This window comes from Streptomyces sp. NPDC032472, assembly GCF_040636955.1.
In the GTDB taxonomy this organism is placed as follows: Bacteria; Actinomycetota; Actinomycetes; order Streptomycetales; family Streptomycetaceae; genus Streptomyces.
This window is the reverse complement of sequence record NZ_JBEZVK010000072.1, coordinates 15,344-33,817: the sequence shown is the minus strand read 5'-3', so window position 1 is coordinate 33,817 and position 18,474 is coordinate 15,344. Positions and strand designations below refer to the sequence as shown.

Below are 18,474 nucleotides of genomic sequence, written 5' to 3'. Positions count from 1 at the left end.
CGGGCCCAGATCCGCGGGAGCTGGTCCACGCTCGCGCCGACGGACGGCGCGGCCGGGGCGTCGCCGGGGCCCGGCGTGCCCCGGCTCTCGGCCCGCCGTGCGGCCGCCGCCCAGGAACCCGGCCCCGCGGCCGCTTCCGTACGGGGGGTGGCGGCCGACGGGGCGCCAAGGCCGCAGACGGAGGGCCGGGCGGTACCGGCGGCGGGCGGGCAGCCCGGGGTTGAAGGTGCGCCGCTCGATGCCCCGGGGGCGAACGACCCCGCGGCGGCCGCGGCGCGGGCTGCGGGTACGGCGGCAGCGGCCGCGGATGGGGCGCGGCACGCGGGTTCCGCGGCGGCGCCCCCGTCGGCCGGGGCGCGGGCCGCGGGTGGTGCCTCCGTGGGGATCGGGGGGCCGCGGCGGCTCGGGGAGCACCGGAGTTGGCCGCGGTCGTTCGCCGACCGGCTGACCACGCCGCTGCCCGGGCTGCGGGCCTACGCCAAGCTGGCCCGCGGAGGGGCCTTCCGGCCCGGGCCCGACGGGCTGCGCGGCATCCCCGACCTGCCGTACGAGCCCGCCCCGCTGCCGGACGTCGCCCCCGGCACGGCCTGCGTCACCTGGGCCGGCCACGCCAGCTGGGTCGTGCGCACCGGCGGGCTGACCGTCCTGACCGACCCCGTCTGGTCGCGCCGCATCATCGCCACCCCGGCCCGCATGACCCCCGTCGGGGTCCGCTGGGAGGAACTCCCGCCCGTGGACGCGGTGGTGATCAGCCACAACCACTACGACCACCTCGACGCCCCGACCCTGCGCCGGCTGCCCCGCCACACCCCGCTCTTCGTCCCGGCCGGCCTCGCCCGCTGGTGCCGCCGCCGCGGCTTCACCCGCGTGACCGAGCTCGACTGGTGGGAGTCCGCCGAACTCGGCGGCGTACGCTTCGACTTCGTCCCGGCCCACCACTGGTCCAAACGGACGCTGATCGACACCTGCCGCAGCCTGTGGGGCGGCTGGATCCTCACCGACACGCAGTCCGCCGAGCCCCGGAAGACCTACTTCGCCGGGGACACCGGCTACGGCCACTGGTTCGCCGAGATCGGCCGCTGCCACCCCGGGATCGACCTCGCCCTGCTGCCGATCGGCGCGTACGCGCCCCGCTGGTGGCTCGGCGACGTCCACACCGACCCCGAGGAGGCGGTGCAGGCCTGCCTCGACGTCGGGGCCCGCCGCATGGCCCCCATGCACTGGGCCACCTTCGTGCTGTCCGCCGAGCCCGTGACCGAGCCGCTGCACCGGGTCCGCGCCGCCTGGGCCCGCGCCGGCCTCGCCCGCGAGGACCTGTGGGACCTGTCCATCGGCGCCTCCCGCTCCTGGTGACCCCGGGCGCAGCGGCCCGCACCGTCAGCCCGCCACACGCCGCTCCCGCTGCCGCCGCAGCCGCCGCCACACCGCCGGACCCCCGCTGATCAGCAGGGTCACGGCGACCGCCGCCGCCACGCCCTTCCACGGCTCCGAGAACAGCGACCCGCCCAGGATCCCGATCAGCCCGTACGTCGCCGCCCAGGCCAGACACGCCGGGGCATCGCCCCGCGCGAAGCGCCGCAGCGGCATCTGCGCCAGCAGGCAGGCCAGCATCACCGGGACCCGGCCCGCCGGAACCAGCCGCGACAGCACCAGCACCAGCACCCCGTGCTCGTCCAGCCGCGCCCGGGCCTGCGCCAGCCGCTCCGGCGCGGCCCGCTCCCGCAGCCGCTCCAGGCGGCGCGACCCGCCGGGCGAGCGCACCCCGCGCTGCCCCAGCCAGTACAGCGAGAGGTCCCCGACGAACGCCGCCAGCGCAGCCACCGCACACACCAGCACCACCCCCAACGGCAGGGGCAGCGACCGCTGGTGGAACGCCACCACCGCCGCCGAACTCACCAGCGCCCCCGTCGGAATCACCGGCACCAGCGCACCCAGCGCCACCAGCACGAACAGCGCCGGGTACCCGACCGCCTGCTGCGTCGTCTCCGGCGGCACCTGCCCCACCGCCACGCCCACGCCCGGCCCAGGCCACCGCATCACGGCAGCCTCACCCGCTCCCCGTGCCCCGGCACCCTCACCGCCACCTTCGGCGCCAGCCGCCCCGCCAGCCGGGCGAACTCCCCGCCCGGCGCATGGAATTCGTGCGGCCGCACCGCGTCCAGCCCGACCGGCCAGTACGTCCCGTAGTGCACCGGCACCGCCGCGGCCGGCGCCAGTGCCGCCAAGGCCTGTGCCGCCCGCCCCGCGTCCAGGTGCCCCGGCCCCAGGTACGGCCCCCAGCCGCCCACCGGCAGCAGTGCCACGTCCACCGGCCCGACCTCCTCGGCCATCGCCGCGAACAGCCCGGTGTCCCCGGCGAAGTACGTCCGCCCCGCGCCCTGCACCACGTACCCCAGCGCCGGCGCCAGATGCGGACCGAACGGCAGCCGCCGCCCGTCGTGCCGCGCGCTGACCGCCCGTACGCTCACCCCCTCCCGTACGCCGACCTCGTCACCCGGGACCACCTCCGCCACCGCCAGCGACCGCAGCCGCGCCAACCGCGCCAGCCCCGGCACCGCCCGGCGCGCCCCGCGCGGCACGACCACCCGCGTCCCCGGCGCGAGTCGGGCCAGCGACGGCAGGTGCAGGTGGTCGGCGTGCAGGTGCGACACCAGCACCACGTCCGCCACGGCCGCCTCGGCCGGCGGCAGCGCCCCGCGCCGCCGCCGCAGATGCGCCAGCCGCGCGGTGAACAGCGGATCCATCAGCACCCGCACCCCGGAGTCCACGACCGTGCACGTGGCATGCCCCCACCAGGTGATCTCCACCGGCCCGGCCTCCCCGTCCTCGCGCGGCCCCGCACCGTCCGAGCCTAGATGCTGCCCCGCCGCTGCGCCCCCGCAACCGAAACCGGCCGCCCCCTCCTCGCGGGCGGCGGATCGGAGTAGGGTCGGGCGGCATGGATGAGCTGCGCGTGGCCGCGATCGCCAGCCTGGCCCCGCTCGAGGATCTCGACACCGACCCGTTCGCCGTGGACACCCGGAGCCAGCACGCCATGTGCGCGCGTTGGGCCGCCGACCAGGGCTACGTCGTCACCAAGGAGCTGCTCGTCTACGGGCTGCGCGCCGACCATTGCGGGCTGTGGTGCGACGTCGACGCCGGGCAGGTCGACCTGTTCGTCGCCCCCAACCACCGCGTGCTGGCCCGCGCCCTGCGCTCCGTCGAGGAGTTCACCGCCGAGTGCCGGCGGCGCGGGGTGCGGCTGGAGACCGCCGGGCTCGACGAGCCGCGGTACACCTCCGCGATGAAGGCCGAGGTCCACCGCCGGCTGTCCATGCCGACCGCGGGGTACGACGGCACGTAGGGTCTGCCCGGCGGCCCCGATGCGCTCAAGCGCCGCGCGGGCTGGAGTGACGGGGTCCCGCCGGGATGGGCATGCCCGGCCCGGCTCGTGTCCCGTGCGCTTCGCGCCCGGTGCGCTCAATCGCCGCGCGGGCTGGATTGGCCGGGGTCGCGCTCAAGCGCCGCGCGGGCTGAGTGGCCCGAGTCCGCGCCGGGGTGGGCATGCCCGGCCCGGCTCGTGTCCCGTGCGCTTCGCGCCCGTGCGCTCAAACGCCGCGCGGGCTGGAATGGTGCGTACGTCCGTGCGCTGGTTGTGTGACCCGCCGGGTTTTCGTTCGCTGTGCGACGCTGGACGAGGCGGCGGGGGCTGCGGGCCGGGTGAACTCCGGGCGTGGGCAGGGGGAGACGCGAGGCGGGTGCGGCGTGCGGCGAGGACGGTGGCGGAGCGCGGGCGGCGCCCTGGTGCGGGTCACCGTCGTCTGGGCGGTGTCCAGCCTGACCATGCTCGCGCTGGCCGGGATCCTGCCCGACTTCCGGCTCCAGTCCGAGGACGGCGACAGCGTCACCCAGGTCGGCCTGACCGCGGCCTGGGGCGCCGGCGCGTTCGGCCTGCTGAGCGCGCTGGTGTGGCCGCTGCTCGTCCGGGCCCTTCTCCTCGTGCCCGCCCTGGTGCTGGGCCTGCTCGTCTTCTTCCTCAACGGCTCCCTCCTGCTGATGGCGCTCAGCCTGATCCCCGCCGACCGCGCCGAAGCGGCCCCCGAGACCGCGGTGGTGGTGGCCGCGGTGATGTCCGCCGTCGCCTCCGCGACCTCCACCGCGCTCGCGGTCCGCGACGACGAGGCGTACCGCCGCCGCCTCTACCGGCTCGCCGACCGGCGTCGCCACGGGCGCGCCCGCCGCACCCCCGCCGCCCCCGGCTCAGCCGAGCCCCCGCCCGGGCTGCTCTTCCTCCAGCTCGACGGCGTCGGCCACGAGGTGCTGCGCGACGCCGCCGCCCGCGGCCTGATGCCCACGGTGGCCGACTGGCTGGAGCACACCCACCGCATCACGCCCTGGCGCACCGACTGGTCCAGCCAGACCGGCGCCAGCCAGCTCGGCATCCTGCACGGCTCCACCTTCGACGTGCCCGCCTTCCGCTGGTACGAGAAGGACACCGGCGAGGTGGTGGTCTGCAACCGGCCCACCAGCGCCGCCGAACTCCAGCGGCGCGCCGTCGCGCGGACCGGCTACGGCGGGCTGCTCACCCTCGACGGGGCCAGCCGCGGCAACCTGTTCAGCGGCGGCGCCGACCAACTGGCCCTGGTGCTCTCGGTCTCGGCCCGGCGCGGCCGGGCGAACCGCTCCCGGGCCGGCTACTTCGCCTACTTCTCCGATCCTGCCAACGCCGTGCGCACCGCGCTCTCCTTCACCGCCGAGGTCGCCCGCGAGATCGGCCAGGCGGTACGGGCCCGGCTGCGCGGCGCGGGGCCGCGCGTCTCCCGCGGCGGCCTGTACCCGCTGATCCGGGCCTTCGCCACGGTCGTCGAGCGGGACGTCGTCGTCGCGGCGGTGATCGGCGACCTGCTCGCGGGGCGCGCCGCGATCTACGCCGACCTGGTCGCGTACGACGAGGTCGCCCACCACTCCGGCCCGCGCGGCCGGGACACCGACCAGGTGCTGGCCCGGCTCGACCGGAGCCTGGCGCTGCTCGCCCGCGTCGCCGAGCACGCGCCGCGCGCGTACCGGATCGTGCTGCTGTCGGACCACGGGCAGAGCCCGGGGGAGACCTTCCTCGGCCGGTACGGGCTGACGTTGAAGGACCTGGTCCGGGCGGGTTGCGGGCTGCCGGTCTCCCGCCGGGCCGGTGGCACCCGCAGCGGGGCCGAGGCCCGCGCGGCGGTGCTCGCGGCGCTGCACCGGCCGGTGGAGGCGGGCGAGGAGGCACACCCGCGGCCCGGCCCCGATCCGGTGGTGCTCGCCTCGGGCAACCTGGCGGTGATCTCCTTCCCGGACCTGCGCGGCCGGGCCACCCGCGCACGGATCGAGCGGGCGCACCCGGCGCTGCTGCCGACGTTGGCCAACCATCCGGGCGTCGGCTTCCTGCTGGTGGACGGGGAGGTGCTCGGCCCGGGCGGGGCGACGGCCCGGCTGTCCGAACCCGGCGCGGCCGAAGCGCTGCTGGCGCCCTTCGGGCCGGGCGCGGCCGAGGCGGTGCGGCGCACCGACTCCTTCCCCCACGTTCCCGACATCATGGTGAATTCGGCGTACGACCCGCGGACCGGCGCGGTGCACGCCTTCGAGGAGCAGATCGGCTCGCACGGCGGCCTGGGCGGGGAGCAGGGGCGCCCGTTCCTGATGTGGCCGGCGGAGCTGTCGGAGCCCGACCCACACCTGGTGGGCGCGGAGGCGGTGCACCGCGTACTGCGGCGCTGGCTCCGCGAGGCGGACGGGCCGCAGGTGCCGCTGGGGACGGCGGGCGCGCTGGGGACGGCGGGCGCGCGGGGGACGAAGGGGGCAGACGGCGCCGAGCGCGCGGAGGGGACATCAGGGACACCGGTGAAGGATCAGCGGTCAGAGCCCCCGCCAGGCGGAATCTTTCCTTCCGCAGGGGTGCCCGTGCAGGACGAAACCCGTTGATTTGGCGGCGTCCGCACCGTACCGGAGCATGTGTCGACCTGTCCGGCATGTGAAACACCCGAGGCGCGACCCCCTTGAGCACCACCCCTGCCCTGGCCCCGGCCCACCAGGCCCCCGCCGCCCCCGAAGGCACCTCCGCACCCGAGGTCGCCTCCCTCCCCGCAGGCACCTCCACCCCCGAAGGCGCCACCCCCGAAGGCACCGGCCCGCACGCCCGCCGCTTCGGCCTGCCCATCGCGACCTGCCTGGTCATGGGCAACATCATCGGCGGCGGGATCTTCCTGCTGCCCGCCTCCGTCGCGCCGTTCGGCACGATCAGCCTGCTCGCCTTCGGCGTGCTCACCCTCGGCGCGATCGCCCTCGCCCTGGTCTTCGGCCGGCTCGCCGAGCGCCTCCCGCAGACCGGCGGCCCCTACGTCTACGCCCGCGCCGCCTTCGGCGACTTCGCCGGCTTCCTCGCCGCCTGGACCTACTGGATCACCTCCTGGGTGTCGAACGCCGCCCTCGCCGTCGCGGCCGTCGGCTACCTCACGGTCCTCTTCCCGGCCGTCGGCGACCACCGGTGGTCCATGTGCCTGGCCGCCCTCACCGTGCAGTGGCTCCCGGCGCTCGCCAACCTGGCCGGCACCCGCTGGGTGGGCGCCGTCCAACTGGTCGCCACCGTCCTGAAGTTCGCCCCGCTGGCACTCGTCGCCGTCGGCGGCCTGTTCTTCTTCGACCCGGCCAACCTCGGCCCGTTCCAGGCCACCGGCCAGAGCCCGGCCGGCGCCCTGTCCGCCTCCGCCGCGATGCTGCTGTTCAGCTACCTCGGCGTGGAGTCGGCCGCGGTCAGCGCCGGCGAGGTCCGCGATCCCGCCCGCAACGTCGGCCGGGCCACCGTCCTCGGCACCCTCGGCGCCGCCGCCGTCTACCTGCTGGGCACCCTCTCCGTCTTCGGCCTCGTCGCCCACGACAAGCTGGTCGCCTCCCAGGCCCCCTTCACCGACGCCGTCAACGCCATGTTCGGCGGCACCTGGGGCGGCACCGTGGTCGCCTGCGCGGCCGTCGTCTCGATGCTCGGCGCCCTCAACGGCTGGACCCTGCTCAGCGCGCAGACCCCGTACGCCGCCGCCAAGGACGGGCTCTTCCCGCGGCCCTTCGAGACCAAGCGGCGCGGCGTCCCCGTCACCGGTGTCGTCGTCACCGTCCTGCTGGCCTCCGCCCTGACCGTCTACAACTACACCGCCGGCTCCCAGGGCGTCTTCGAGAGCCTCGTCCTGATCACCACCTTCACGGCGACCGTCCCCTACCTGCTGTCCACCGCCGCGCAGATCCACCTGCTGCTCTCGGGCCGCGCCGAGCAGGTCCACCGCGGCCGGCTCGTCCGCGACGCCGCCCTCGCCGTCCTGGCCTTCGGCTTCTCGATGTGGCTGGTCGCCGGCTCCGGCTACGCGGCCGTCTACCAGGGCGTCCTGTTCCTCTTCGCGGGCGTCCCCGTGTACGCGGTGATGGCCGCCCGCAAGGCTCGCGCCACCGCCTGACCTGCGGAGTAGGTTGGAGGGAGGGGGAGAGGACCACCATCAGAGGGGTCCACCAGGCGGGTCCACCAGGGGGCACCACGCGGGTCCCCCAGGCGGTCCACCAGGGGGTCCCGCAGGGGGCCGGTAAGGGGTCGCCATGTCCGGGATCAGGGAAAGCATCGAGATCTCCCGCCCTCCCGAGGACGTCTACGCCTACGTGACGGACCCCCGGCACCTGCCGGAGTGGCAGGACAGCGCCCTCTCCGCCCGCGCGCTGGACGGCGCACCGCCGCACGTCGGCCAGCGGTTCGAGGTCACCCGCACGATGGGCAAGCGCTCCTTCCCCATGACCATGGAGGTCAAGGAGCTCGACCCGCCCCGCAGTTGGCACCTGAAGGGCGTCGACGGCCCGGTCCGCGGCGACGTCCACGGGACCATCGAACCGCTCGCCGGCGGCGCCCGCTCGCGCCTGACCCTGGACCTCGACTTCGAGGGCCACGGCATAGGCAAGGTCATCGCCCCCCTCGTCGTCAAGCCGCACGCCCGCAGGCAGATGCCCCGCAACGAGGAGAAGCTCAAGCACCTGCTGGAGCACTGAGCCGGAGCACCGATCTGCCGGCACCGCACGAAATCCAGGTGCCCCGGGATGCGTGGAACGCCCAGACTGGGCGCTCCACGCACCCGACCCACCGAGGAACGCCTTCGTGCAGCCTGCCGTCACCGTCACCCCCGCCCAGGTACCCGAACTGCTGCTCGGCCTCGCCACCGTCCGGCCGGTCTTCCTGTGGGGGGCTCCCGGCATCGGCAAGTCCTCGCTGGTACGCAGCTTCGCCGAATCCCTCGGCCTGGAATGCGTCAGCCTCCTCGGCACCCAGCTCGCCCCCGAGGACCTCATCGGCGTACCGCAGATCCGGGGCGGCCGGTCGGTGTTCTGCCCGCCCGAGGCCATCGCCCGCGACGAGCCGTACTGCCTCTTCCTCGACGAGCTCAACGCCGCGACCCCGGACGTCCAGAAGGCGTTCTACTCGCTCATCCTCGACCGCCGCATCGGCAGTTACGAGCTGCCCGCCGGCTCCGTCGTGATCGGCGCCGGCAACCGGGCCACCGACAACGCCCTCGCCCGCCCCGTCGCCTCCGCGCTGGTCAACCGCCTCACCCACGTCCACCTGCGGGCCTCCGCGCAGGACTGGCTGGCCTGGGCCGCGCAGAACGGTATCCACCCCTGGATCACCGACCACCTCACCGACCGGCCCGACCACCTGTGGTCCCAGCCGCCCAAGACCGAGGAGCCGTTCTCCACCCCGCGCTCCTGGCACATGCTCTCGGACGCCCTGCACTCCTTCGGCCCCGCCCTGGACGAGGAGACGCTCAAGGTGCTCGCCCACGGGACCCTCACGCCCGCCCACGCCGTCGCCTTCTGCGGCTACGCCAAGATCGTCCGGCACAGCTTCGGCATCGAGGCGATCATGAAGGGCGACGCGTCCTGGCCCACCCGCCTCGCCGACCGCGACCTGCTCTACTACCTCGCCGACGCCTTCCGCGGCCGCCTGGTCAAGGAGCTGCCCGCCCGCAAGGAGCACGTCTCGCCCTCCGTCCGGGAGACCGCCCACCGCGCCAAGGCCCTGCTCGTCCAGCTCGCCGAGATCTCCGTCGAGGTCGCCCAGACCGTCATCGCCGACGACGCCGACGGACTGCCCGTCCTGCCCGCCTGGTTCCTCGTCGAAGCCGCCCGCGACATGCCCCGCCTGGTCGAGGCCCGCCGGTGAGCGGCGCCCGCTCCCGTACGCGCTCCCGCGCCCGCTCCCGTACGTCCGAGCGCCCCGACCCGGCCGCCCAGGCCTTCGCCGAGGGCCTCGCGCTGGTCCGGCGCAACCCCGCCCTCGCCGCGCTCGACGCGGACGTCTGCCGGGAGCCCAAGTGCACCGCCGCCCCCGCCCGGGGCCTGGCCAGGGTCACCTCCAACGGCACCGTCCACGCCCACCCCACCCGGCACGCCGAACCCGCCGAATGGGCCTGGTCCCTCGCCCACTGCCTGCTCCACCTCGGCTTCGGGCACGTCCCCGCCGCAGCGGACGAAGACCGCCCCCAGCCCGACCGCTTCGACCTCGCCGCCCGCTGCGCCGTCGTCAACCGCTTCCTGCTGACCTTCCCCGTCGGCCGGGCCCCCGACGGGCTCCCCGACCACTATCCGGGCGGCGACGAGGAACTCCTGGCCGCCCGCTGGCGCCGCGACGGCATCCCGCCCGCCTACGAGCGCTGCGGCACCGCCGGCCAGGGGACCAGCTCCTGGTCCCCTGGCGGTCCTGGAACCGGGCCGCCGCACCCGACTGGGAGACCTCCTTCGCCCACGCCCTGACCCGGGCCGTCTCCGCCGCCATGGACCGGGCCGGCGGCCGCGACGACGCCCCGCTCAGGCCCTGGGACCGAGCCCTGAACTGGTTCGTCTCCGCCTACCCGCTGCTCGGCGGCCTCGCCTCCGGCCTGCAGGTCGTCGCCGACGCCGAGCTGGCCCGGGACCGGGGCATCTCCGTCGCCGCCGTCAGCGCCCGCGCCGGGGAGATCTACGTCAATCCGCTGCGCACCTTCACCGACGGCGAGTGGCGCTTCATCCTCGCCCACGAGATGCTCCACGCCGCCCTGCGCCACGGCGAGCGCCGCGGCGCCCGCGACCCGTACCTGCACAACGTGGCCGCCGACTACGTGGTCAACGGCTGGCTCGTGGAGATGGGCGTCGGCGACATGCCCGAGGGGCTGCTGCACGACCCCGCGCTCGCCGGGCTGTCCGTCGAGGAGGTCTACGACCGCGTCACCGCCGACATGCGCCGCATGCGCAGGCTCGCCACCCTGTGCGGCAAGGGCCGCCCGGACATCCTGGGCGAGCCGCTGCCCCACGCCGGCGTCCGCCCGTACACGGACCTGGACGACTTCTACCGGCGCGCCCTGGTCCAGGGCTTCGACCTGCACGAGAGCGGCGGCCGCGGACTGCTGCCCGCCGGGCTGGTCCAGGAGATCCGGGCGCTGGCCCATCCGCCGCTGCCGTGGGACGCCCGCCTCGCCCGCTGGTTCGACGAGCACGTGCCCCGACCCGTCCCCGTGCGGTCCTACGCCCGCCCGGCACGCCGCCAGGCCTCCACCCCGCACATCCCGCGCGCGGGCCGGTACCACCCGCCCGAGGAGGTGGCCCGCTGCACCTTCGGCGTGGTCCTCGACACCTCGGGCTCGATGGACACCGCCCTGCTCGGCAAGGCGCTGGGTGCCATCGCCTCGTACGCCGAAGCCCGCGACGTACCGGCCGCCCGCGTCGTCTTCTGCGACGCGGCGCCGTACGACGCGGGCTATCTGCCCCCGGCCGAGATCGCGGGCCGGGTCCGGGTCCGGGGACGGGGCGGGACCGAGCTCCAGCCCGGCATCGACCTGCTTCGGCGGGCGGAGGACTTCCCGCCCGGGGCCCCGGTCCTGGTGATCACCGACGGGTGGTGCGACACCCTGCGGATCCGGGGCGAACACGCCTTCCTGGTTCCGCAGGGTGCCTCCCTGCCGTTCACCCCCAAGGGGCCGGTCTTCCGACTGGCCTGAAGGGGGCCGTGCCGCCGATCAGTCCAGGTAGTCGCGCAGCACCTGGGAACGCGACGGGTGGCGCAGCTTCGACATGGTCTTCGACTCGATCTGGCGGATGCGCTCACGGGTGACCCCGTACACGCGGCCGATCTCGTCGAGGGTCTTCGGCTGGCCGTCGTTCAGGCCGTAGCGCATGGACACCACACCCGCCTCACGCTCGGAGAGCGTGCCCAGGATCGACTGCAGCTGCTCCTGGAGGAAGGTGAAGGAGACCGCGTCGGCCGGGACGACCGCCTCGGAGTCCTCGATGAGGTCACCGAACTCGCTGTCGCCCTCCTCACCCAGCGGGGTGTGCAGGGAGATCGGCTCGCGGCCGTACTTCTGGACCTCGATGACCTTCTCGGGGGTCATGTCGAGCTCCTTGCCCAGCTCCTCCGGCGTGGGCTCGCGGCCGAGGTCCTGCAGCATCTGGCGCTGTACACGGGCGAGCTTGTTGATGATCTCGACCATGTGGACGGGGATGCGGATGGTGCGCGACTGGTCGGCCATGGCACGCGTGATCGCCTGCCGGATCCACCAGGTCGCGTACGTGGAGAACTTGAAGCCCTTGGTGTAGTCGAACTTCTCCACGGCGCGGATCAGACCGACGTTGCCCTCCTGGATCAGGTCCAGGAAGAGCATGCCGCGGCCCGTGTAGCGCTTGGCCAGCGAGACCACGAGACGGAGGTTGGCCTCCAGCAGGTGGTTCTTGGCCCGGCGGCCGTCCTCGACCAGGATCTCCAGCTCGCGCTTGTAGGAGGGCTTGTGGTCGTCCTCCTCCTCCAGCTTGTACTCGGAGAACAGGCCGGCCTCGATCCGCTTGGCGAGCTCGACCTCCTGCTCGGCGTTGAGCAGCGGCACCTTTCCGATCAGCTTCAGGTAGTCCTTGACCGGGTCGGCGGTGGCACCGGCCACCATGACCGTCTGCGCCGGGGCGTCGTCCTCGTCCTCGTCGGACAGCACGAAGCCCTGGCCGCTCGCGGGGGCCTCTTCCTCGACCTCGTCGACGAGGTCCTCGGTCTGCCAGTCCTCGCCCTCGATGGACGGGTTCTCGGCGTCGTCGGCGTCCTTCGCGGTGGTCTTCTTCGCCGCGGCGGTCTTCTTGACCGCCGTCTTCTTCGCGGCGGCCTTCTTGACCGTCCGCTTCTTCGGCTCGGCGGCCTCGGCCGCGGGGGCCTCGGGCGCGGCGGCCGACGGTGCGGATATCGCCGCAGCCGGGGCCGCTGCAGCGGTGGTCGTGGTGGTGGCCGCGGCGGCCGCCGCGGCAGCGGTCGCCGCCCGGCTGCGCGCGCCGATCGGGCGCGGCGCGGCGGCGGCCTTCTTCGTCACGGTGCGGGCCGGGGCGGCGGCAGCCTTGCGCGGCTTCTTGGCGGCAGCCTTCGTGGCGGGGGCCGCGCTGACGTGGAGGGCGACACCCTCCTCGTCCAGGACCTGGTTCAGACTGCGCAGGACCCGCTTCCACTGGTCCACCGGGATGCGGCCGGCCTCGAAGGCCTGACGCACGTCATCACCGTTGATGTGACCCTGCTCGCGACCGCGCTCGACGAGCGCGACGAGGGCCTCCGATTCGGCGATCTCCGGAGGGAACGTACGGGACGGGCTGAGCGACACAAGGAGCCTCTCGTTGCGAACAGATAGGGAGTGGGCGGGACATCATCGCGCGGACTCGGGAAACAGACCCGAGGGGGGTCTGTATTCCGGGCCGCGCGAGGACACCTGTCGGTTCATCGCATGCCCGAGTCGATTCGTTACGCGCTGAATTGAGTGACCTGCGCCACGCTGTGGCCGCGCAACCGATCGGCCGCAGATCCGTCCGCGGTCCCGGCACGTCCGCGGCACGTCCGCGGCACGTCCGCGGCCCGTCCCCGGCCTGCACCGCGGCGTCAGGCCGGCGTGCGGGCCTCGATCAGTAAACGGGCGGTGTGCGCCACGAACGGGCCGTCCCGCTCGATCCGTTCGTGGCGCTCGGCCAGCCGGTCCCGGTACTGCTTGACCGTGTGGCCGGGCACCACCCAGATCGCCTTCCGCAGGAAGCAGATCACGGCCCCGATGTCGTGGAACTCCGTGCGCAGCCGCTCGGAGCGCAGGTCCACCACCTCCAGGCCCGCCGCCGCGGCCTCGGCCGCCGCGTCGTCGGAGTCCGCGACCACGACCGCGCCCAGCGGGTGCAGCAGCTCCGTCGCCCGGTCCACGTTCGGCGGCCACGACTCGGTCGCCGCCATCAGCGGGGGCAGCTTCCCCGCCCCGGCGAGCACCTCCCCGCCGCCCGTCTGGACGTCCAGGGCCGAGCCCACCCGGGCCAGGCGCTCGCACAGCAGCTTCCGGCAGCCCCAGGACGGCCGCTGCTCGGTGGCGCGGCCGTCGAGCCAGGAGAAGTCCCAGCCGTCCACCGGGACCGACTCCGCCTCGGCGACACGGGGGTCCCCCGGACGGAGTCCGGGGGACGTCGAAGGTGCGTGGCATGTCCCATATCGTCCCAGGCGGAACGCCGGTGATCCACTGAATTGCCCCGATCCCGGCCGCTGCGGCCCTGCGCGGCGCCCCGCGTGCCCCCTCGTACGCCTGTGCGCGTCGACTACAGTGGGTGCGGGCCGTGACTGGCGTTCGGGTGGATCACCACCGGGGAGCGGCCCGGCGTGCGCACCTCCCCGTACGTCGACTGCCGCGCGCCTGGGCGAACCGCGATCCGCAGCGACGCTCAGGAGACCCCATGACGACTGCCCAGACCGTTCCCGCCGAGCAGCCCGCCACCGCCCGGCTCATGGACGGCACGGCCCTCGCCCGCCGCATCTCGGAGCAGACCGCCGCCCACGCGGCGAAGATCACCGAGCGCACCGGCACCGCGCCCTGCCTGGCCACCGTCCTCGTCGGCGAGGACCCCGCGTCCGTCACCTACGTCCGGATGAAGCAGAACCGCTGCGCCAAGGCCGGGATCACCTCCCGCCACGTGGCCCTGCCCGCCGAGACCACCACCGAGGAGCTCGTCGCCACCATCACCGCCCTCTCCGAGGACCCGGAGATCAGCGGCATCCTGCTCCAGCACCCGGTCCCGCACCACATCGACGAGCGCGCCGCCTTCGAGGCCATCGCCCCGGGCAAGGACGTCGACGGCGTCACCATGCACTCCTTCGCCGCCATGGGCTTCGGCCTGCCCGGCTTCGTCTCCTGCACCCCCGGCGGCATCATGCGACTGCTCGCCGAGTACGACGTGGACCTCACCGGCAAGCACGCCGTCGTCGTCGGCCGCAGCGCCATCCTGGGCAAGCCCGCCGGCATGCTCCTGCTGGAGCAGAACGCCACCGTCACCTACTGCCACTCCCGCACCAAGGACCTGTCCTCCATCGTCCGCCAGGCCGACGTCCTGGTCGCCGCGGTCGGCAAGGCCGAGTTCATCCGCGGCGAGGACATCAAGCCCGGCGCCGTCGTCCTGGACGCCGGATACAACGAGGGCAACGTCGGCGACGTCCAGTTCGAGTCCGCGGCCGCCCGCGCCTCGCTGATCACCCCGGTCCCCGGCGGCGTCGGCCCGATGACCATCGCCGTGCTGCTGGAGCAGACCGTCCAGGCCGCCGCCGAGCAGGCCGGGCTGTCCCTCGCGGAGCTCTGACCCGCCGCCTCCACCGCACACCGGGACAACGCCCCGGGCCTTCCCGGGCCCGGGGCGTTCTGCCGTGCTCCCGGCCCCGGCGGCCCGGCTACCCGTCGGCCGGTTCGCGGCGTACGGCGGCCACGATGGGCGAGGAGCGGAAGGCGTGCGCCAGTTCCGCCAGGGGCCGCGAGTCCAGCCGCCAGGGGTCGGGCGGGCCCTGGTCGCCGCGCTCCTTGTGCTCCCCGACGAGCCCCGCCAGCTCGGCGGTCCTGCGCCGCCGCACCGCCGCCGCGAGCATGGCCGCGTCCGCCACCAGCGAGGCCTGCGGATCGTGCAGCCCCTCGGCGCGCGCGGCCTCGTACGCGGCGCACCGCACCCCGGGGTCGAACCAGCAGCCGAGCGCCAGGATCCCGTCGTCGATCACCGACTCGCGGTGGATCAGCCGGATCCCGATCGGCGACCACCAGGTCAGCGGTACGGTCATCACGCTCGGCGAGGCGAACCCGCGCAGCGCCTTCCACAGCGGGTGCAGTCGGCGGTAGCGGCGGTAGTCCCGCCAGGCCGCCGATCCGCCGACCAGCGGCACGATGAACCCCGAGCCGACCATCAGGGCGGAGGCCGAGGCGAGCGGCGGGGCCGCGTACGTCGACAGGGCGTCCCAGTCCCGCCCGGCCCAGCGGGCGCCGACCGCGGCCCATTTGGCGACGAGGTAGCCGAGGTCCAGCACCCCGCCCAGCACGATCAGCGCCAGACCGGTGCGCAGCGGACGCAGCGAGGGCGCGACCCGCAGCAGCCACTTCCAGCACAGCACGGTCAGCGCCGAACTGCCCGCGGTGTGCGCCAGCAGGTAGCAGACGATCATCTCCCGGATCCACGGCGTGTTCGCGTAGTACGTGTCGAGGTCCCGCAGCCGCTCGACCGGCGCGTCGCCGATCACGAAGAGGGCGACGATGAGCAGGGTGACGGCGCCGAACACGGCTGAGGTGAGCCGCGTGGCCCGCCGGACGACCGCGGGCGGGCCGCCGCTCCAGTGCAGCACCAGGACGATGCAGGAACCGGAGAACGCGGTCAGCACCCCGTACACCAGCGGCGCCGAGAAGTTGGTGATGCCGGTGAGCCGGTTCACCGCGGCGATCGTCGGCGGCGCCGCCAGGAACATCACCAGGCAGCCTACGCACAGCAGCGTGCACACCGCCCGCATCAGCGGCTGGTCCCAGCCGCGGCGCAGGGTCGGCGCCTTGATCAGCAGCACCAGGATCAGCACGGCCCCCGGGACGTACAGGATGAGCCCGTCCGTCATCGCGCCCGACCGACGGGATCGACGGGATCGACGGGACCGCCGGAACCGCCGGGGCCGAGGAGCCCGGCCGGCCGGTCCAGCCCGGCGACGGCCCGCTCGGCCGCGGTCAGCGGCGGCGCCTTCAGCGCGCCCCGGTCCGAGGCGCGCAGCACGTGCCAGACCACCGCGGGCCGCAGCCAGTACGTGGGCGGGCTGCTCATCGTGATCACCTGGAGGAAGGCCGCCGTCAGGGCCTCCCGCGTCGTCGCCCCCGTCATCAGCCGGTTGACGTACGCGTTGAGCAGCCCGGCACCGGTCCGCGGCCGCATGCCGGTCGCCCCCGGATAGAGGATGTCCTGCGAGGTGGCCAGCTCCCAGGCCGTGGCCACCTGCGGGGCGAGCGCGCGCTGCGCCTCACGGCCGATGGACGGATGGGCGAGGCCCTTGGCCCGCAGCAGGTCCCGCACGGCCAGCAGGCCCCGGGCGGCGACGCTCATGCCCTGCCCGTACAGCGGGTTGAAGGTGGCCACGGAGTCCCCGACGGCGAAGAACCCGTCGGGCAGGTCCGCCTTCTCGAAGTAGACCCTGCGGTTGGCGGTGCCCTGCGTGACGGCGACGTCCGTGAGCGGCGTGCGCCCCTCCAGGAGCTCGCCGACGATCGGGTCCCGCACCGACTTGGCGAACGGGATGAACCGGTCGGGGTCGCCGGTGGGCTGGCCGCCGCGGGTCCCGGACAACGTGGCCTGCCACTGCCCGTTCTCGATGGGCACGATCGTCGCGGTCCGGCCGGGCACGGCAACCCGCGGGTCGGACTGCACGTTGACGATGGGGAATCCCATCTCGTGCGCCCCGGCCGGGGCTCGGAAGATCCGCGTCGCGTACACCAGCCCGGAGTCGACCTCGGCCTGTCGGATCCTGCCCACGCCGAGCTGCTGCAGCCAGGTCCGGGCCCGCGAGCCGCGCCCGCTCGCGTCGACCACCAGGTCCGCGGTGATCAGCCGCCCCTGCTCGCCGGGGGTGTCGACGCGGACGCCGGTGACGCGGGCCGCCGAGCCCTCCAGGGCGCGGACCCGGCTCTGCTGGAGCGTGGAGACGCCGCTCAGGCCCGTCACGCGGGCCCGCACCACGGAGTCGAGGAGGTCGCGGCTGCAGGAGATGTTGAACTGCTTCTCCCCGCAGCGCGGGATCCAGCCCTGCGCCGTCTTGGTGACCAGATCGTCGGGCAGGCTGCGGCGGAGCGCGCCCGCCGCCGTCCACTGCGCGGTGATGCCCGGCAGGATCCGCTCGATGGCGCGGGTCCCGCCCGACCACATGACGTGGACGTGGCGGGCCTGTGGGAGCCCGCGGCGCGGCTCCGGGCCGACGGGCAGCGTGTCGGCGTCGATGATCGTGACCGTGGCGTGCTCGGCGAGCACGGCTGCCGCGAGCAGGCCGGCCATGCTGCCGCCGATGACGACGGCGTGGCGGGGCGGGGTGGACCGGTTCATCGTGTGCGGTGCTCTCTGTCGGGGCCGCGTAACAGCGGCGGCGCGTCAGGTCGTGGCACTGGGCCGCGCGCGGGCAGGGGGAAGGAGCCCACGGCAGCGGAACGGCGGCGCCGCAGGGGCGGTTCCGCGCTCAACGGCCCCATCCGAGCGAGGACTTGATGCGCTCGATCGGCCCGGAGAACTGCTCCTCGCGCGGCGGCTGCAGGAAGGTCTTCAGGATCTTGCCCAGGTGCAGGCCGAAGGTCTCCGCCCGGATCTCCGCCGGGTCCTCCCGGTCGGCGCGCGCCGCGGCCTGCCGCACCACGCTGCCCAGCCCGCTGTCCGAGTGCAGCAGCTCCGCCAGGTCGCCGCCCGGACCCGCCAGCCGGGCGGCCACCGCCATGCCCGGCCCGTGGCTGTCGCAGGTGCCCTCTTCCAGGTGCCACAACTCGTGGCAGGCGATGACGAGTTGGTGCTCGGGCCGGGTGCGCTCCTCGATGACGAGCAGGTCCCGGTCGGCCAGCTCCAGCCAGAGCCCGCTCGCGGTGTCCGGCGGGAATCCGGCGAAGCGGAAGTCCACCGGCCGGCCGCCGCGTCGCCGCCCGTACGCGGCGCACAGGCTCCCCACGATCCCGCGGGCGTCGCCCGGCGCCGCCTGGCGCACCTCCGCCAGCAGCTCCCCGCCCAGCTTCCGCATGCTCCGTGTGGTCCTCATGGCGCTCCCCCCTCCGCCGGCGCCCCGACGCGGTCCCACGCCGTCGCGAGGTCGGGTCGGGCGGGGGCTGACACCGTCTGGCTCTCCGTATGTCGACAGGACGTTCGAGGTCTTCGGCTGGGTGCAGCCTAGCCCGCCGCCCCCCGCCGGGGCAGGAGAACCGCGACCTTTCTCGCGGTGCCGGTCGGGGAAACGGGAGGCGGCGGGGGAGCGGACCAGCCCCGGGGCGGGGGAGCCGCGAACCCCGCGGGCAGGGGGGCCGGGCCGTCGCCGGGAGCGGCCGCGGACCGGCATGACGTCGGAGGTAATCGACCCTTGCCGCCCCGCACCGGCACAGTGGAGGCACCGGGTCGGGGAAGACCCCCGGAGACTCCCCCGAGGGGTCCCCCTCC

14 protein-coding genes, 1 pseudogene and 1 riboswitch are annotated in these 18,474 nt (G+C 74.8%); of the genes and pseudogenes, 8 read left to right on the top strand and 7 right to left on the bottom strand.

The window, feature by feature from the left end; all coding sequences use genetic code 11:
• The first annotated feature begins 378 nt into the window (after positions 1 to 378).
• A complete protein-coding gene (locus AB0F11_RS31655; protein ID WP_362181129.1) occupies positions 379 to 1,353 on the top strand; it encodes an MBL fold metallo-hydrolase in 975 nt (324 codons plus the stop codon).
• Positions 1,354 to 1,377: 24 nt separating this feature from the next.
• Here AB0F11_RS31655 and AB0F11_RS31650 read toward each other — a convergent pair whose 3' ends face one another.
• Together AB0F11_RS31650 and AB0F11_RS31645 are read right to left on the bottom strand one after the other, a co-directional pair.
• The gene (locus AB0F11_RS31650; protein WP_362181124.1) at positions 1,378 to 2,037 is read right to left on the bottom strand and encodes a VTT domain-containing protein; all 660 of its coding nucleotides are present in this window, start codon (positions 2,035 to 2,037) and stop codon (positions 1,378 to 1,380) included.
• Positions 2,037 to 2,807 carry an MBL fold metallo-hydrolase gene (locus AB0F11_RS31645; protein ID WP_362181122.1) on the bottom strand — a complete coding sequence of 257 codons (771 nt, stop codon included), beginning with the start codon at positions 2,805 to 2,807 and terminating at the stop codon, positions 2,037 to 2,039. The genes AB0F11_RS31650 and AB0F11_RS31645 overlap by 1 nt, the downstream gene beginning before the upstream one ends.
• Positions 2,808 to 2,938: 131 nt before the next feature.
• Here AB0F11_RS31645 and AB0F11_RS31640 point away from each other — a divergent pair, with 131 nt between their 5' ends.
• The 6 genes and pseudogenes from AB0F11_RS31640 (at position 2,939) to AB0F11_RS31615 (ending at position 11,012) form a co-directional block, all read left to right on the top strand.
• On the top strand, positions 2,939 to 3,343 hold the full coding sequence (locus AB0F11_RS31640; RefSeq protein WP_362181119.1) for a hypothetical protein: 405 nt from the start codon (positions 2,939 to 2,941) through the stop codon (positions 3,341 to 3,343).
• Positions 3,344 to 3,744: 401 nt separating this feature from the next.
• Positions 3,745 to 5,937 (top strand): phage holin family protein, encoded by a 2,193-nt coding sequence (locus AB0F11_RS31635; RefSeq protein WP_362181116.1) that lies wholly within the window; start codon positions 3,745 to 3,747, stop codon positions 5,935 to 5,937.
• A 227-nt stretch (positions 5,938 to 6,164) separates the two neighbouring features.
• The gene (locus tag AB0F11_RS31630) at positions 6,165 to 7,457 is read left to right on the top strand and encodes an amino acid permease (protein WP_362181127.1); all 1,293 of its coding nucleotides are present in this window, start codon (positions 6,165 to 6,167) and stop codon (positions 7,455 to 7,457) included.
• A 136-nt stretch (positions 7,458 to 7,593) separates the two neighbouring features.
• Positions 7,594 to 8,034, top strand: coding sequence for an SRPBCC family protein (locus AB0F11_RS31625; RefSeq protein ID WP_362181113.1), 441 nt, complete (start codon positions 7,594 to 7,596; stop codon positions 8,032 to 8,034).
• 106 nt (positions 8,035 to 8,140) lie between these two features.
• The gene (locus AB0F11_RS31620) at positions 8,141 to 9,202 is read left to right on the top strand and encodes a MoxR family ATPase (RefSeq protein ID WP_362181110.1); all 1,062 of its coding nucleotides are present in this window, start codon (positions 8,141 to 8,143) and stop codon (positions 9,200 to 9,202) included.
• Positions 9,199 to 11,012, top strand: a pseudogene (locus AB0F11_RS31615) (hypothetical protein). The gene AB0F11_RS31620 and the pseudogene AB0F11_RS31615 overlap by 4 nt, the downstream one beginning before the upstream one ends.
• Before the next feature lie 18 nt (positions 11,013 to 11,030).
• Here AB0F11_RS31615 and AB0F11_RS31610 read toward each other — a convergent pair.
• Together AB0F11_RS31610 and AB0F11_RS31605 are read right to left on the bottom strand one after the other, a co-directional pair.
• Positions 11,031 to 12,644, bottom strand: a complete 1,614-nt coding sequence (locus AB0F11_RS31610; RefSeq protein ID WP_362181107.1) for an RNA polymerase sigma factor — start codon at positions 12,642 to 12,644, stop codon at positions 11,031 to 11,033.
• A 272-nt stretch (positions 12,645 to 12,916) separates the two neighbouring features.
• Positions 12,917 to 13,423: a hypothetical protein gene (locus tag AB0F11_RS31605; protein WP_362181104.1), complete on the bottom strand. Its 507-nt coding sequence runs from the start codon at positions 13,421 to 13,423 to the stop codon at positions 12,917 to 12,919.
• A gap of 193 nt (positions 13,424 to 13,616) precedes the next feature.
• Positions 13,617 to 13,716, top strand: a riboswitch (ZMP/ZTP riboswitch).
• 27 nt (positions 13,717 to 13,743) lie between these two features.
• Between AB0F11_RS31605 and AB0F11_RS31600 the strand changes: the two genes are divergently transcribed.
• Positions 13,744 to 14,640, top strand: coding sequence for a bifunctional 5,10-methylenetetrahydrofolate dehydrogenase/5,10-methenyltetrahydrofolate cyclohydrolase (locus tag AB0F11_RS31600; RefSeq protein WP_362181101.1), 897 nt, complete (start codon positions 13,744 to 13,746; stop codon positions 14,638 to 14,640).
• Positions 14,641 to 14,728: 88 nt separating this feature from the next.
• On the opposite strand, the gene AB0F11_RS31595 is transcribed toward AB0F11_RS31600, so the two are convergent.
• The 3 genes from AB0F11_RS31595 to AB0F11_RS31585 form a co-directional block, all read right to left on the bottom strand.
• Entirely contained in the window at positions 14,729 to 15,922 is a 1,194-nt protein-coding gene (locus AB0F11_RS31595; protein WP_362181098.1) for an MAB_1171c family putative transporter, read from the bottom strand.
• Positions 15,919 to 17,388: an FAD-dependent monooxygenase gene (locus AB0F11_RS31590; RefSeq protein ID WP_362181095.1), complete on the bottom strand. Its 1,470-nt coding sequence runs from the start codon at positions 17,386 to 17,388 to the stop codon at positions 15,919 to 15,921. Before AB0F11_RS31590 ends, AB0F11_RS31595 begins: the two co-directional genes overlap by 4 nt.
• A gap of 130 nt (positions 17,389 to 17,518) precedes the next feature.
• The gene (locus tag AB0F11_RS31585) at positions 17,519 to 18,082 is read right to left on the bottom strand and encodes a toxin-antitoxin system, toxin component (RefSeq protein ID WP_362181092.1); all 564 of its coding nucleotides are present in this window, start codon (positions 18,080 to 18,082) and stop codon (positions 17,519 to 17,521) included.
• Positions 18,083 to 18,474: the final 392 nt, after the last annotated feature.